Source organism: Allobosea sp. Root670 (assembly GCF_001429415.1).
Taxonomy (GTDB): Bacteria; Pseudomonadota; Alphaproteobacteria; order Rhizobiales; family Beijerinckiaceae; genus Allobosea; species Allobosea robiniae.
The window spans coordinates 553,070-567,041 of the sequence record NZ_LMJU01000015.1 but is presented as its reverse complement, the minus strand read 5'-3'; the positions used below and the strand labels follow the sequence as shown (position 1 = coordinate 567,041).

The following is a 13,972-nucleotide window of genomic DNA, read 5'->3' as shown; positions in this document are numbered from 1 at the left end:
TTAGGTTATGGCAATCACAGCGATCGATCGTGGTGATCCGCTCGTTGCGCAGGCGCCGAGGGGCTTGCTCGGTCCCGACGGTAAGCCGCTGGGGACGCGTGATCCGTTCTTCGTCGAGATCAACAACGAGCTGGCCGACAAGGGCTTCCTCGTCACCGCGACAGACGACCTGATCAACTGGGCCCGCACCGGCTCGCTGATGTGGATGACCTTCGGCCTGGCCTGCTGCGCCGTCGAGATGATGCAGCTCTCGATGCCGCGCTACGACGTCGAGCGCTTCGGCTTCGCGCCGCGCGCCTCGCCGCGCCAGTCCGACGTGATGATCGTCGCGGGCACGCTGACCAACAAGATGGCTCCCGCTCTGCGCAAGGTCTACGACCAGATGCCGGAGCCGCGCTACGTCATCTCGATGGGCTCCTGCGCCAATGGCGGCGGCTACTACCACTACAGCTACTCGGTGGTGCGCGGCTGCGACCGCATCGTCCCGATCGACATCTATGTCCCGGGTTGCCCGCCGACGGCAGAGGCGCTGCTTTACGGCGTCCTGCTGCTGCAGAAGAAGATCCGCCGCACCGGCACGATCGAGCGCTGAGCGCTCCGTCGGTCGATGCTGCAGGCGATGAAGGTGAGACGATGAGCGAAGCGCTCGTACAACTCGGCGAAGAGATCAAGGCCGCGCTGCCCGGCGCGGTGACGGAGGCGGTCGTCGCCTTCGAGGAACTCACGATCCATGCCGAGGCGGCTTCGATCGTCGAGGTCCTGCGCACGCTCTACAGCGACCCGCGCTTCCGCTTCGTGAACTTCACCGACCTCGCCGGCGCCGACTATCCCGGCCGCGAGAAGCGCTTCGACGTCGTCTACCATCTGCTGGCGCCGCACCATAACCGCCGCATCCGCGTCAAGGTCCAGACCGACGAGGCGACGCCCGTCCCCTCCGTCATCGACGTCTTCCCGGCCGCGAACTGGTTCGAGCGCGAGGCCTACGACTTCTACGGCATCCTGTTCTCCGGCCATCCGGACCTGCGCCGCATCCTCACCGATTACGGCTTCGAGGGCTATCCGCTGCGCAAGGACTTCCCGCTGACCGGCTTCGTCGAGGTCCGCTACGACGACGAGCAGAAGCGTGTCGTCTACGAGCCGGTGAAGCTCAACCAGGAATTCCGCAACTTCGATTTCCTCTCGCCGTGGGAAGGCACGGATTACGTGCTGCCGGGCGACGAGAATGCGAAGGGGGCGTGATGACGGCTGCGGCGGAAAAACTCTCCGGCGGTTGTCTCTGCGGTTCCATCCGCTTCACGGCGACGCCCAAGAACGATGAGATGGATGTCTGCCATTGCGGCATGTGCCGGAAATGGAGCGGCGGCGTCTTCATGGCCGTGTCCTGTGGCGACGTGACGATCGAGGACGACAGCCAGCTCGGCAGCTACGTCTCGTCCGAATGGGCGATGCGGCAGTTCTGCCGGAATTGCGGCTCGAGCCTGTTCTGGCGCCTGCGCGAAGGCGAGGGCCATGTCGCCGTGGCCTTCCAGAGCTTCGACGACACCGGATCGTTCAAGTTCCTCGAAGAGATCTTCATCGATGAAAAGCCGGCGCTTTATGCCTTCGCCGGCGAGCGCCCGCGGCTGACGGGTGCCGAAGTGATGGCGCGCTTCCAGGCGCAGCAGGAAGGCCGGTCATGACCGAGCACAATATCCGCAATTTCTCGATCAATTTCGGCCCGCAGCACCCGGCCGCGCACGGCGTGCTGCGCCTCGTGCTGGAGCTCGACGGCGAGATCGTCGAGCGCGTCGATCCCCATATCGGCCTCTTGCATCGCGGCACCGAGAAGCTGATCGAGGCCAAGACCTATCTCCAGGCCGTGCCCTATTTCGACCGGCTCGACTATGTCGCGCCGATGAACCAGGAGCATGCCTTCGCACTGGCGGTCGAGCGCCTCGTCGGCGTGACCGTGCCGCGCCGCGGCCAGCTCATCCGCGTGCTCTATTCCGAGATCGGCCGCATCCTCTCGCATCTGCTCAACGTCACCACGCAGGCGATGGACGTCGGCGCCCTCACGCCCCCGCTCTGGGGCTTCGAGGAGCGCGAGAAGCTGATGATCTTCTACGAGCGGGCCTGCGGCGCGCGCATGCATGCGGCCTATGTCCGGCCCGGCGGCGTGCATCAGGACATCCCGGTCTCGCTGATCCACGACATCGCCGAGTGGTGCGATCCCTTCCTCAAGGTCTGCGACGACCTCGAAGGGCTGCTCAGCGACAACCGCATCTTCAAGCAGCGCAACGTCGATATCGGCGTGGTCGATCTCGAAACCTGCTGGAAATGGGGCTTCTCGGGCGTGATGGTGCGCGGCTCCGGCGCGCCCTGGGACCTGCGCAAGTCGCAGCCCTACGAGTGCTACGAGGAGATGGAATTCGACATCCCCGTCGGCAAGAACGGCGACTGCTTCGACCGCTATCACATCCGCATGGAAGAGATGCGCCAGTCGGTGCGCATCATGAAGCAGTGCTGCGACAAGCTCTTGGCGCCTGATGGTGGCGGCCCGGTCTCCTCGCTCGACGGCAAGATGGTTCCGCCCAAGCGCGGCGAGATGAAGCGCTCGATGGAAGCGCTGATCCACCACTTCAAGCTCTATACCGAGGGCTACAAGGTGCCGGCCGGCGAGGTCTATGCCGCCGTCGAGGCGCCGAAGGGCGAATTCGGCGTCTATCTGGTCTCCGACGGCACCAACAAGCCCTATCGCTGCAAGATCAAGGCCCCGGGCTTCGCCCATCTCCAGGCCATGGATTTCATGTGCCGCAAGCACATGCTCGCCGACGTCTCCGCGATCCTCGGCTCCCTCGATATCGTCTTTGGTGAGGTGGACCGCTAATGTCCGTCCGTCGTCTCGCGCCCGATCCCATCCAGCCTGCCTCCTTCGCCTTCACCGCGGCGAACGAGAACTGGATCGACCAGCAGATCGCCAAGTACCCCGAAGGCCGCCAGGCTTCCGCCGTCATCCCGCTTCTGTGGAAGGCGCAGGAGCAGGAAGGCTGGGTCTCGCGCGCCGTGATCGAGACCGTCGCGAAGCGCTTAGGGATGGCGCCGATGCGGGTGCTGGAGGTCGCGACCTTCTACACCATGTTCAACCTGCAGCCGGTCGGCGAGTTTTTCGTCCAGCTCTGCGGCACGACGCCTTGCGCGCTGCGCGGCGCGGAAGCGCTGAAGAAGGTCTGCGAGGACGTCATCGGCCCGCAATCGACCGTGACCGCCGACGGCAAGCTATCCTGGCTCGAGGTCGAGTGCCTGGGCGCCTGCTGCAACGCTCCGATGGCGCAGATCAATGTCGATTACTACGAGGACCTGACGCCGGCTTCCTTCCGCCAGCTTCTCGACGACATGCGCAATGGCCGCGCCACCAAGCCCGGCCCGCAGAACGGCCGCACCGGCTCCGAGCCGGAAGGCGGCCCGCAGACGCTGACCGACAAGGCGCTCTATGACGGCTCGATGATCGGCGCCGGCGACTGGCAGAAGCGCGTCGTCGAGCAGCGCAAGGCTGCCGCCGAGGCCGCCGCCGCCAAGGCCGCCGCCGAGGCTGAGGCCAAGAAGGCTGCCGAAGCCGAGGCCAAGAAGGCCGAGGCGACCCCGGCCGCCGTCGCTGCCAAGCCTGCGACCGAGACGGCCGCTGCCGGCCGTCCGAAGCCCTCTGCTCCCGCCCAGCCTTCGAGCGCCGCGAACGATACGCCGGCCGCCAAAGGCAAGGTCGAGAAGAAGGATGTCGCCGAGGCTGCCAAGCCTGCTGCTGCGGCCAAGCCTGCTGCTGTGGCGAAGCCCGCGCCTGCGCCGGCTGCACCCGACGAGAGCAAGCCCGAACTGCTGACCGCCGCGCGCGGCGGCAAGGGCGACGATCTCGAACTGATCTGGGGCGTCGGGCCGAAGCTGGCTAAGATGCTCAACGAGATGGGGGTCTGGCATTACGACCAGATCGCCAAATGGACACCGGCGGAGCTCGCCTGGGTCGATGCGCGGCTGACCGGCTTCAAGGGCCGGGCGCTGCGTGACGACTGGATTGCTCAGTCGAAGAAGCTCGCGACGGGCTGGCGCCCGGAGTCGAAGCTTGGCGACAAGCCGGCAGAGTGAGGCACTAGGACATGCTCGCAGATCGCGATCGCATCTTCACCAATCTCTACGGCCTGCATGACCGTACCCTGAAGGGTGCGATCCAGCGCGGCGCCTGGGATGGCACCAAATTCCTGCTGGAGCAGGGCCGGGACTGGATCATCGACGAGATGAAGAAGTCCGGCCTGCGCGGCCGTGGCGGCGCCGGCTTCCCGACCGGGCTGAAATGGTCGTTCATGCCCAAGGTCAGCGACGGGCGCCCGCATTATCTCGTCGTCAACGCCGACGAGTCGGAGCCGGGCACCTGCAAGGATCGCGAGATCATGCGCAACGACCCGCATACGCTGGTCGAGGGCTGCCTGATCGCCTCCTTCGCCATGGGCGCGCACGCGGCCTATATCTACATCCGCGGCGAATATGTCCGCGAGCGCGAGGCGCTGCAGCGCGCCGTCGACGAGGCCTATGCCGCCAAGTTGATCGGCAAGGACAACGTCCACGGCTATCCCTTTGATCTCTATGTGCATCACGGCGCCGGCGCCTATATCTGCGGCGAGGAGACGGCGCTGCTGGAGAGCCTCGAAGGCAAGAAGGGCATGCCGCGGCTGAAGCCGCCATTCCCCGCCAATATGGGCCTCTATGGCTGCCCGACCACGGTGAACAACGTCGAGTCGATCGCAGTCGCCCCGACCATCCTGCGCCGCGGCGCGAGCTGGTTCTCCTCGCTCGGCACGCCGAACAATGTCGGCACCAAGGTGTTCTGCATTTCCGGCCACGTGAACAAGCCCTGCAACGTCGAGGAGGCGATGGGCATCCCGTTCCGTGAGCTGATCGAGAAGCATTGCGGCGGCATCCGCGGTGGCTGGGACAACCTCAAGGCGGTCATCCCCGGCGGTTCCTCGGTCCGCATGGTCCCGGCCGAGCAGATCATCGACACGCCGATGGATTTCGACTCGCTCTCGAAGCTGCGCTCCGGCCTCGGCACGGCGGCGGTCATCGTGATGGACAAGTCGACCGACATCGTCCGCGCCATCGCCCGCATCAGCCATTTCTACAAGCACGAGAGCTGCGGCCAGTGCACGCCCTGCCGGGAGGGCACGGGCTGGATGTGGCGCGTCATGGAGCGCATGGCCGAGGGCCGCGCCCAGAAGCGCGAGATCGACATGCTGCTCGACGTCACCAAGCAGATCGAGGGCCACACCATCTGCGCGCTCGGCGACGCAGCCGCCTGGCCGATCCAGGGCCTGATCGCGCATTTCCGTCACGAGATCGAGCAGCGCATCGACGACTATGCCGCCAACCCGCACAGCGAGCCTGTGCGCCTGATGGCGGCGGAGTGAGACCATGACGAAACTCCTCATCGACGGCGTCGAGGTCGACGTACCCGCCGAGTACACGGTTCTCCAGGCCTGCGAGGCGGCTGGCGCCGAGGTGCCGCGCTTCTGCTTCCACGAGCGCCTCTCGATCGCCGGCAACTGCCGCATGTGCCTCGTCGAGGTGAAGGGTGGCCCGCCGAAGCCGCAGGCCTCCTGCGCCATCGGCGTGCGCGACCTGCGCCCCGGCCCGAACGGCGAGCCGCCGGTCGTCCTGACCAAGTCGCCGATGGTCAAGAAGGCGCGCGAAGGGGTGATGGAGTTCCTGCTCATCAACCACCCGCTCGACTGCCCGATCTGCGACCAGGGCGGCGAGTGCGACCTGCAGGACCAGGCGATGGCCTATGGCGTCGACACCTCCCGCTATGCCGAGAACAAGCGCGCGGTCGAGGACAAGTATATCGGCCCGCTGGTCAAGACCTCGATGACGCGCTGCATCCAGTGCACGCGCTGCGTCCGCTTCACCACCGAGGTCGCCGGCGCCTCCGATCTCGGCGCCATCGGCCGCGGCGAGGACATGGAGATCACGACCTATCTCGAGCAGGCGATGTCGTCGGAGCTGCAGGGCAACGTCGTCGATCTCTGCCCGGTCGGCGCGCTGACCTCGAAGCCCTACCAGAACAAGGCCCGGCCCTGGGAACTCTCCAAGACCGAGAGCATCGACGTGATGGACGCCGTCGGCTCGGCCATCCGCGTCGACTCGCGCGGCAAGGAAGTGATGCGCATCCTGCCCCGCCTCAACGAGGCGGTGAACGAGGAGTGGATCTCCGACAAGACCCGCCATGTCGCCGACGGCCTGCGCACGCAGCGTCTCGACCGGCCCTATATCCGCGAGAACGGCCGCCTGCGCCCCGCGAGCTGGAACGAGGCTTTCGCCGCCATCGCCAACAAGGTGAAGGCGACGGCGCCTGAGAAGATCGGCGCCATCGCCGGCGATCTCGCCGCGGTCGAGGAGATGTTCGCGCTGAAGAGCCTGATCGCCTCGCTCGGCTCGGCCAATCTCGACGCCCGCCAGGACGGCACGAAGCTGCATCCCAAGTTCGGCCGCGCCTCCTACGTCCTCAACGCCGGCATCGCCGGCATCGAGGATGCGACCTCGCTGCTGATCATCGGCTCGAACCCGCGCCGCGAGGCGCCGATCCTGAACGCCCGCATCCGCAAGCGCTGGCTGCGCGGCGATCTCAAGGTCTCCGTCATCGGCGACAAGGCGGACCTGACCTACGCTTACGATTATCTCGGCGCCGGCCCGGAAACGCTGGCCGAGGTCGTGAAGTCGGCCCAGGCTGCTGGGGCCAAGCCGATGGTGCTGGTCGGGCAGGGCGCTCTCGCCCGCGCCGACGGCGAGGCCGTGCTCTCGCTCGCCGCCAAGGCGGCGCAGGCGCTCGGCGCCGTCGCTGAAGGCTGGAACGGCTTCGGCGTGATCCACACCGCTGCCGCCCGCGTCGGCGCACTCGATCTCGGCTTCGTGCCGGGCGAGGGTGGTCTCGACGCCGCTGCGATGGTCAAGCCGGGCGCGCTCGACGTGCTCTTCCTGCTCGGCGCCGACGAGATCGAGGTGCCGGAAGGCGCCTTCGTCGTCTACCAGGGCACGCATGGCGACAAGGGCGCTCACCGCGCCGACGTCATCCTGCCGGGCGCGGCCTATACCGAGAAGTCCGGCACCTATGTGAACACGGAAGGCCGTGTACAGATGGGCGACCGCGCCACCTTCCCGCCGGGCGATGCCCGCGAGGACTGGGCGATCCTGCGCGCGCTCTCAGGGGCTCTCGGCAAGACACTGCCCTTCGACTCGCTGCCCGGCCTGCGCAAGGCGCTCTACGAGGCGCATCCGCATTTCGCGGCGCTCGACGGCCTCCCGGCCAACGACGCTGCGGAGATCGGCAAGCTCGCCGGTCTCGGCGGCAAGACCGACAAGGCGGGTTTTTCGCCCGTCGTCGCCGATTTCTATCAGACCAACCCGATCGCGCGTGCCTCCGCCGTGATGGCGGAATGCTCGGCGCTGGCCTCCGGCCGGCATCAGCAGGCGGCGGAGTAAGCGGCCATGAACTGGGACCTCGTCCTCGATATCGCGATCATCCTCGGCAAGAGCCTGCTGCTGCTGGTCTGCCTGCTGGTCTTCATCGCCTATATCCTGCTGGCCGACCGCAAGGTCTGGGCGGCGGTGCAGCTTCGCCGCGGCCCGAACGTGGTCGGACCATGGGGTCTGTTCCAGAGCTTCGCGGATCTGATCAAGTTCGCGCTCAAGGAGCCGATCATCCCGTCCGGCGCCAACAAGGGCATCTTCCTGCTGGCGCCCTTCATCTCCTGCCTTCTGGCGCTCGGCGCCTGGGCGGTGATCCCGGTGGCGGAAGGCTGGGCGATCGCCGACATCAATGTCGGCGTGCTCTACATCCTCGCGATCTCCTCGCTCGGCGTCTACGGCATCATCATGGCCGGCTGGGCCTCGAACTCGAAATATCCGTTCATGAGCGCGCTGCGCTCGGCGGCGCAGATGGTGTCCTACGAGGTCTCGATCGGCTTCGTCATCATCACCGTGCTGCTCTGCGTCGGCTCGCTGAACCTCTCGGCGGTGGTCGAGGCGCAGCAGAACCGCGGCCTCGCCCATGCGCTCGGCGTGCCGTGGCTCTCGATCCTGAACTGGTACTTCATCCCGCTCTTCCCGATGTTCGTGGTCTTCTTCATCTCGGCGCTGGCCGAGACGAACCGGCCGCCCTTCGATCTGGCCGAGGCGGAATCGGAGCTCGTGGCGGGCTTCATGGTCGAGTATTCCTCGACCCCGTACCTGCTGTTCATGCTCGGCGAATACGTGGCGATCATGACCATGTGCTCGCTGACCACGATCCTCTTCCTCGGCGGCTGGGCCCCTCCGGTCGCGCTGCCGCCCTTCACCTGGCTGCCCGGTGTGTTCTGGTTCGCGCTCAAGGTCTGCTTTGTGTTCTTCATGTTCGCGCTGGTGAAGGCCTTCGTGCCGCGCTACCGCTACGATCAATTGATGCGCCTGGGCTGGAAAGTCTTTCTGCCGCTCTCCATCGGTAGCGTGGTGATCGTGGCACTGGTGCTGCAGTTGACCGGCTGGGGCCCGGTCGCGGGATGAGTTGGGCCGGCCCGCTCGGTGCCCTGATCGGCTTCGGGCTCGGCCTGCTGGAATACCGGCTGATGTCGACGGTGGTGATCGGGGCGCTCCGGCGCACGGATCGCTCGGAGACCGAAGCCGAGAGAGCTGACTACGAGCGCCGCATCCGCATCCTGCGGGCGGTGCTGGTTGTGATGACGATCGGCGTGATGCCGGTCCTGGGTTTCGTAATCGGCCGGACGGTGTTCGGCTGAGGATGTAAAGGACGAAGGCGATGTCACTCGCGCAAGCCGCAAGGGGCCTGCTGCTGAAGGAGTTCGTCGGGGCTATCGGCCTGTCGATGCGCTATTTCTTCAAGCCGAAGGCGACACTGAACTACCCGTTCGAGAAGGGCCAGCTCTCGCCGCGCTTCCGTGGCGAGCATGCCTTGCGCCGTTATCCGAACGGCGAGGAGCGCTGCATTGCCTGCAAGCTCTGCGAGGCGATCTGCCCGGCGCAGGCCATCACCATCGAGGCCGGCCCGCGCCGCAACGACGGCACGCGCCGCACCACCCGTTACGACATCGACATGACCAAGTGCATCTACTGCGGCTTCTGCCAGGAAGCCTGCCCGGTCGATGCCATCGTCGAGGGGCCGAATTTCGAGTTCGCGACCGAGACCCGCGAGGAGCTGTTCTACGACAAGGACAAGCTGCTCGCGAACGGCGCGCGCTGGGAACGCGAGATCGCGCGCAACATCGCGATGGATGCGCCCTATCGGTGATTGACCGACCTCCGGCGTCGTCCCGCGATGATGCCGAAGGGTGCGATTGAGTTCACAGACCCGCCGTGCGGTTGTCCCGCCCGGCGGGCCTGATTATAGACGCTCCAAATTGCTGCGGGCCTTCTGAGTCCCGGAGCACGAACCAAACGAGGACCGCGCCGAAAAGGGGCGGGAAGGGCTGGCCGAGATGAATGCCGCAGCGGCTTTCTTCTATCTCTTCGCAGGGGTGACCGTGGCATCCGCCTTCATGGTGGTGACCTCGCGCAATCCCGTGCATTCGGTGCTCTATCTGATCCTGGCCTTCGTCAACGCGGCCGGGTTGTTCATGCTGCTCGGCGCCGAGTTCCTCGCGATGCTGCTGGTCGTCGTCTATGTCGGCGCGGTCGCGGTGCTCTTCCTCTTCGTGGTGATGATGCTCGACGTCGATTTCGCCGAGTTCCGCCAGGGCTTCCTGAACTATCTGCCGATCGGCGCGCTGATCGGCTTCATCTTCGCCGTCGAGCTGCTGCTGGTCGTCGGCGCCTGGGTCATCGATCCGCAGATCGTCAAGGCGCCGGTCGCCGCGATCCCGGCGGGCATCTCGAACACCGAGGCGCTCGGCCGCGTGCTCTACACCCAGTATGTCTACTACTTCCAGGCGGCCGGCCTCGTGCTGCTCGTCGCCATGATCGGCGCGATCGTGCTGACGCTGCGCGACCGCCCCGGCATCAAGCGCCAGCACGTCCCGACGCAGAACGCCCGCACCAAGGACGCGGCGATGGCGGTCAAGCAGGTGCCTTCGCGCGCCGGTGTCCCCGAGGAGATGGCGTGATGACGATCGGACTGGGCCATTATCTCGCCGTCAGCGCCATCCTGTTCACGCTCGGCGTGCTCGGCATCTTCATCAACCGCAAGAACGTCATCGTCATCCTGATGTCGGTCGAGCTCATCCTCCTCTCGGTAAACCTGAACTTCGTCGCCTTCTCGAGCTTCCTGAACGACATCGTCGGCCAGGTCTTCGCGCTGCTCGTGCTCACGGTGGCGGCGGCTGAGGCCGCGATCGGCCTCGCCATTCTCGTCGTCTACTTCCGCAACCGCGGCACGATCGCGGTGGAAGACATCAACATGATGAAAGGCTGAGCGCACCCACGCGCCTGGACCTCACTGCCATGTATCACGCGATCGTCTTCCTCCCTCTCATCGGCTTCCTGATCGCCGGCCTCTTCGGCCGGCTGATCGGCGCGCGCGGCTCCGAGATCGTCACGACCTCGCTGCTGATGGTCTCCGCCGCCCTGTCCTGGGTCGCGCTCATCCAGGTCGGCTTCGGCTCCGGCACGACCCGTGTGCAGGTCGCGAGCTGGATCTCGTCCGGCGAATTGCAGGTCGACTGGGCCTTCCGCGTGGACACGCTGACGGCGGTGATGCTGGTCGTGGTCAACACGGTCTCCAGCCTCGTGCACCTCTACTCGATCGGCTACATGCACGAGGACGAGCACCGCTCGCGCTTCTTCGCCTATCTCTCGCTCTTCACCTTCGCCATGCTGATGCTGGTGACGGCGGACAACCTCGTCCAGATGTTCTTCGGCTGGGAGGGCGTCGGCCTCGCTTCCTATCTGCTGATCGGCTTCTGGTACCAGAAGCCCTCGGCCAATGCGGCTGCGATGAAGGCCTTCATCGTCAACCGCGTCGGCGATTTCGGCTTCCTGCTCGGCATCTTCCTGATCTTCGTGCTCTTCGGTGCCGTCACCTTCGACGCCATCTTCCCGCGCGCCGGCGAGATGGTGAGCCAGAGCTTCCGCTTCCTCGGCTATGACTGGAATGCCCTGACCCTGACCTGCCTGCTGCTGTTCATGGGCGCGATGGGCAAGTCGGCGCAGTTCCTGCTGCACACCTGGCTGCCGGACGCGATGGAAGGCCCGACCCCGGTCTCGGCCCTCATCCATGCCGCGACGATGGTCACGGCCGGCGTGTTCATGGTGGCGCGGCTGTCGCCGGTGTTCGAATACGCCCCCGTCGCGCTCACCGTCGTCGTCGTCATCGGCGCGACCACGGCCTTCTTCGCGGCGACGGTCGGCCTCGTGCAGAACGACATCAAGCGCGTCATCGCCTATTCGACCTGTTCGCAGCTCGGCTACATGTTCGTCGCGCTCGGCGTCGGCAATTACGGCGCCGGCATCTTCCACCTGTTCACCCACGCCTTCTTCAAGGCGTTGCTGTTCCTCGGCGCCGGCTCGGTCATCCACGCGATGCATCACGAGCAGGACATGCGCCATATGGGCGGCCTTCGGAAGCACATCCCCCTGACCGCCGCCGCCATGACGATCGGCACGCTGGCGCTGACCGGCTTCCCGGGCTTCGCCGGCTACTTCTCCAAGGACGCCGTCATCGAGAGCGCCTACGCCTCGGTGGCGCATGGCGGCCTCGCCTCGTCCTATGCCTTCGTGCTGCTGGTCGTCGCAGCCGGCATGACCTCGTTCTACTCCTGGCGGCTTTATTTCATGACCTTCGAGGGCGCCCCGCGCTGGGGCCATGGTCACGACGCGCATGGTCACGGCCATGACGATCACGCCCATGCCGCTGCTGGGCACGACGATCACGGCCACGGCCATGACCACACGCCGCATGAGAGCCCCTGGACGATGCTGGTTCCGCTCGCCGTGCTCTCGCTCGGCGCGATCGTGGCCGGCTACGCCTTCAAGGAAGCCTTCATCGGCCACGACTTCGAGCATTTCTGGAAGTCGGCGCTGTTCATGGGCAAGGACAACCACATCCTGCACGCCATGCACGAAGTGCCGAAATGGGTCGTCTGGTCGCCCTTCGTGGCGATGGTGATCGGCTTCGCGCTGGCCTGGTACATGTACGTCCGTCGACCCGAGATCCCGGGCAAGCTGGCGGCCGCCAACCCGGCGCTCTACCAGTTCCTGCTCAACAAGTGGTACTTCGACGAGCTCTACGACTTCCTGTTCGTCAGGCCCGCGAAGTGGCTCGGCCGCTTCCTCTGGAAGAAGGGCGATGGCCTCGTCATCGACGGCTTCGGTCCGGACGGCGTCTCGGCCCGCGTGGTCGACGTCACCAATCGGGTGGTCCGGCTTCAGACCGGCTATCTCTATCACTATGCCTTCGCCATGCTCATCGGTGTCGCTGGGCTCGTGACCTGGTATCTCGTGGCGCGCGGGTGAGATGATGTTCGGTTTCGGTATCCTCACCGGTCTCCTGATCCTGCCGCTGGTCGGCGCTGCCTTCATCCTGGTGCAGCGTGGCGACGAGGCTTCGGTCAACTCCAATGCGCGCTGGGCGGCGCTCGTCACGACGGTGCTCACCTTTGTGCTGGCCTGCGTCGCCTGGGGGCGCTTCGACACGGCCAATCCCGGCTTCCAGCTGGTCGAGACCCATGGCTGGGTTTCGGAGTCCATCAAGTTCAAGCTCGGCGTCGACGGCTTCTCCTTCCCCTTCATCGTGCTGACGGCCTTCCTGATGCCGTTCTGCATCCTCGCCTCTTGGACCTCGGTCGAGAAGCGCGTGCGCGAATACATGATCGCGTTCCTCGTCCTGGAAGCGCTGATGATCGGCGTCTTCGCGGCGCTCGACCTCGTGCTGTTCTACCTGTTCTTCGAGGCTGGCTTGATCCCGATGTTCCTGATCATCGGCATCTGGGGCGGCAAGCGGCGCGTCTACGCCTCCTACAAGTTCTTCCTCTACACGCTGCTCGGCTCGGTGCTGATGCTGCTGGCGGTGATGGCGATGTACTGGAACGCCGGCACCACCGACATCCCGACACTGCTGGCGCACAAGTTCCCGTCGCAGATGCAGCCCTGGCTGTGGCTCGCCTTCTTCGCCTCCTTCGCGGTGAAGATGCCGATGTGGCCGGTCCATACCTGGCTGCCCGACGCCCACGTCGAGGCGCCGACCGCCGGCTCCGTCGTTCTGGCGGCGATCCTGCTGAAGATGGGCGGCTACGGCTTCATCCGTTTCTCGATCCCGATGTTCCCGGAAGCCTCGGCCCTGTTCGCGCCGCTGGTCTTCGCCCTCTCGGTTATCGCCATCGTCTACACCTCGCTGGTGGCGCTGATGCAGGAGGACATGAAGAAGCTGATCGCCTATTCCTCGGTCGCCCATATGGGCTTCGTGACGATGGGTCTCTTCACCCTGACGCCGCAGGGCATCCAGGGCGCGATGTACCAGATGGTCAGCCACGGGCTCGTCTCCGGCGCGCTCTTCCTCTGCGTCGGCGTGATCTACGACCGCATGCACACCCGCGAGATCGCCGCTTATGGCGGGCTGGTGAACCGCATGCCGGCCTATGCCGTCGTCTTCATGATCTTCACCATGGCCAATGTCGGCCTGCCCGGCACCTCGGGCTTCGTCGGCGAGTTCCTGACGCTGCTCGGCGCCTTCCGCGCCAACCCCTGGGTGGCTTTCATCGCGACGTCGGGCGTCATCCTCTCGGCTGCCTACGCGCTCTGGCTCTACCGCCGCGTCGTCTTCGGCGAGCTGGTCAAGCCGGAGCTGAAGGACATCAAGGACCTGAACCCGCGTGAATTCGTGATCCTGGTCCCGCTCGTCCTGCTGACGATCTGGTACGGCATCCAGCCGCACACGATCCTCGACGCCTTCGCGGCGCCGACCGAAGCGCTCATCAAGAACTATCAGGCAGCCCTCGCCGTCGCCAAGACGGCGCTGGCGGCCGCGCAGTAA

Annotated in this window: 14 protein-coding genes; all 14 read left to right on the top strand. The window is 65.8% G+C overall.

What is annotated here, in order from left to right; translation table 11 throughout:
* The first annotated feature begins 7 nt into the window (after window positions 1–7).
* The 14 genes from ASE61_RS15130 to ASE61_RS15065 all read left to right on the top strand — a co-directional run bounded on the left by ASE61_RS15130 (window position 8) and on the right by ASE61_RS15065 (window position 13,972).
* Window positions 8–592, top strand: coding sequence for a NuoB/complex I 20 kDa subunit family protein (locus ASE61_RS15130; protein WP_061968173.1), 585 nt, complete (start codon window positions 8–10; stop codon window positions 590–592).
* A gap of 41 nt (window positions 593–633) precedes the next feature.
* A complete protein-coding gene (locus tag ASE61_RS15125; protein ID WP_061968172.1) occupies window positions 634–1,239 on the top strand; it encodes an NADH-quinone oxidoreductase subunit C in 606 nt (201 codons plus the stop codon).
* Entirely contained in the window at window positions 1,239–1,679 is a 441-nt protein-coding gene (locus ASE61_RS15120) for a GFA family protein (protein WP_061968170.1), read from the top strand. The genes ASE61_RS15125 and ASE61_RS15120 overlap by 1 nt, the downstream gene beginning before the upstream one ends.
* A complete protein-coding gene (locus ASE61_RS15115; RefSeq protein ID WP_061968168.1) occupies window positions 1,676–2,866 on the top strand; it encodes an NADH-quinone oxidoreductase subunit D in 1,191 nt (396 codons plus the stop codon). The genes ASE61_RS15120 and ASE61_RS15115 overlap by 4 nt, the downstream gene beginning before the upstream one ends.
* Entirely contained in the window at window positions 2,866–4,113 is a 1,248-nt protein-coding gene (gene nuoE / locus ASE61_RS15110; RefSeq protein ID WP_061968167.1) for an NADH-quinone oxidoreductase subunit NuoE, read from the top strand. The genes ASE61_RS15115 and nuoE overlap by 1 nt, the downstream gene beginning before the upstream one ends.
* Window positions 4,114–4,124: 11 nt before the next feature.
* Entirely contained in the window at window positions 4,125–5,429 is a 1,305-nt protein-coding gene (gene nuoF / locus ASE61_RS15105; RefSeq protein ID WP_061968165.1) for an NADH-quinone oxidoreductase subunit NuoF, read from the top strand.
* A 4-nt stretch (window positions 5,430–5,433) separates the two neighbouring features.
* Window positions 5,434–7,497: an NADH-quinone oxidoreductase subunit NuoG gene (gene nuoG / locus ASE61_RS15100; protein WP_061968164.1), complete on the top strand. Its 2,064-nt coding sequence runs from the start codon at window positions 5,434–5,436 to the stop codon at window positions 7,495–7,497.
* Window positions 7,498–7,503: 6 nt separating this feature from the next.
* The gene (gene nuoH / locus ASE61_RS15095; RefSeq protein ID WP_061968162.1) at window positions 7,504–8,556 is read left to right on the top strand and encodes an NADH-quinone oxidoreductase subunit NuoH; all 1,053 of its coding nucleotides are present in this window, start codon (window positions 7,504–7,506) and stop codon (window positions 8,554–8,556) included.
* Window positions 8,553–8,789 carry a hypothetical protein gene (locus ASE61_RS15090; RefSeq protein ID WP_061968160.1) on the top strand — a complete coding sequence of 79 codons (237 nt, stop codon included), beginning with the start codon at window positions 8,553–8,555 and terminating at the stop codon, window positions 8,787–8,789. Before nuoH ends, ASE61_RS15090 begins: the two co-directional genes overlap by 4 nt.
* 20 nt (window positions 8,790–8,809) lie before the next feature.
* On the top strand, window positions 8,810–9,298 hold the full coding sequence (nuoI, locus tag ASE61_RS15085; RefSeq protein WP_038367698.1) for an NADH-quinone oxidoreductase subunit NuoI: 489 nt from the start codon (window positions 8,810–8,812) through the stop codon (window positions 9,296–9,298).
* A gap of 187 nt (window positions 9,299–9,485) precedes the next feature.
* Window positions 9,486–10,109: an NADH-quinone oxidoreductase subunit J gene (locus tag ASE61_RS15080; RefSeq protein WP_047575213.1), complete on the top strand. Its 624-nt coding sequence runs from the start codon at window positions 9,486–9,488 to the stop codon at window positions 10,107–10,109.
* Window positions 10,109–10,417, top strand: a complete 309-nt coding sequence (gene nuoK / locus ASE61_RS15075; RefSeq protein ID WP_061968159.1) for an NADH-quinone oxidoreductase subunit NuoK — start codon at window positions 10,109–10,111, stop codon at window positions 10,415–10,417. Before ASE61_RS15080 ends, nuoK begins: the two co-directional genes overlap by 1 nt.
* A gap of 29 nt (window positions 10,418–10,446) precedes the next feature.
* A complete protein-coding gene (nuoL, locus tag ASE61_RS15070) occupies window positions 10,447–12,456 on the top strand; it encodes an NADH-quinone oxidoreductase subunit L (protein ID WP_061968157.1) in 2,010 nt (669 codons plus the stop codon).
* A gap of 4 nt (window positions 12,457–12,460) precedes the next feature.
* Complete coding sequence (locus tag ASE61_RS15065; RefSeq protein ID WP_061968156.1) at window positions 12,461–13,972, top strand: NADH-quinone oxidoreductase subunit M; 1,512 nt, start codon at window positions 12,461–12,463, stop codon at window positions 13,970–13,972.

Bases quoted from the DNA above. Each gene is read 5' to 3' on its own strand.
- ASE61_RS15130 (WP_061968173.1), top strand. From the start codon at position 8: ATGGCAATCACAGCGATCGATCGTGGTGATCCGCTCGTTGCGCAGGCG.
- ASE61_RS15125 (WP_061968172.1), top strand. From the start codon at position 634: ATGAGCGAAGCGCTCGTACAACTCGGCGAAGAGATCAAGGCCGCGCTG.
- ASE61_RS15120 (WP_061968170.1), top strand. From the start codon at position 1,239: ATGACGGCTGCGGCGGAAAAACTCTCCGGCGGTTGTCTCTGCGGTTCC.
- ASE61_RS15115 (WP_061968168.1), top strand. From the start codon at position 1,676: ATGACCGAGCACAATATCCGCAATTTCTCGATCAATTTCGGCCCGCAG.
- nuoE (WP_061968167.1), top strand. From the start codon at position 2,866: ATGTCCGTCCGTCGTCTCGCGCCCGATCCCATCCAGCCTGCCTCCTTC.
- nuoF (WP_061968165.1), top strand. From the start codon at position 4,125: ATGCTCGCAGATCGCGATCGCATCTTCACCAATCTCTACGGCCTGCAT.
- nuoG (WP_061968164.1), top strand. From the start codon at position 5,434: ATGACGAAACTCCTCATCGACGGCGTCGAGGTCGACGTACCCGCCGAG.
- nuoH (WP_061968162.1), top strand. From the start codon at position 7,504: ATGAACTGGGACCTCGTCCTCGATATCGCGATCATCCTCGGCAAGAGC.
- ASE61_RS15090 (WP_061968160.1), top strand. From the start codon at position 8,553: ATGAGTTGGGCCGGCCCGCTCGGTGCCCTGATCGGCTTCGGGCTCGGC.
- nuoI (WP_038367698.1), top strand. From the start codon at position 8,810: ATGTCACTCGCGCAAGCCGCAAGGGGCCTGCTGCTGAAGGAGTTCGTC.
- ASE61_RS15080 (WP_047575213.1), top strand. From the start codon at position 9,486: ATGAATGCCGCAGCGGCTTTCTTCTATCTCTTCGCAGGGGTGACCGTG.
- nuoK (WP_061968159.1), top strand. From the start codon at position 10,109: ATGACGATCGGACTGGGCCATTATCTCGCCGTCAGCGCCATCCTGTTC.
- nuoL (WP_061968157.1), top strand. From the start codon at position 10,447: ATGTATCACGCGATCGTCTTCCTCCCTCTCATCGGCTTCCTGATCGCC.
- ASE61_RS15065 (WP_061968156.1), top strand. From the start codon at position 12,461: ATGTTCGGTTTCGGTATCCTCACCGGTCTCCTGATCCTGCCGCTGGTC.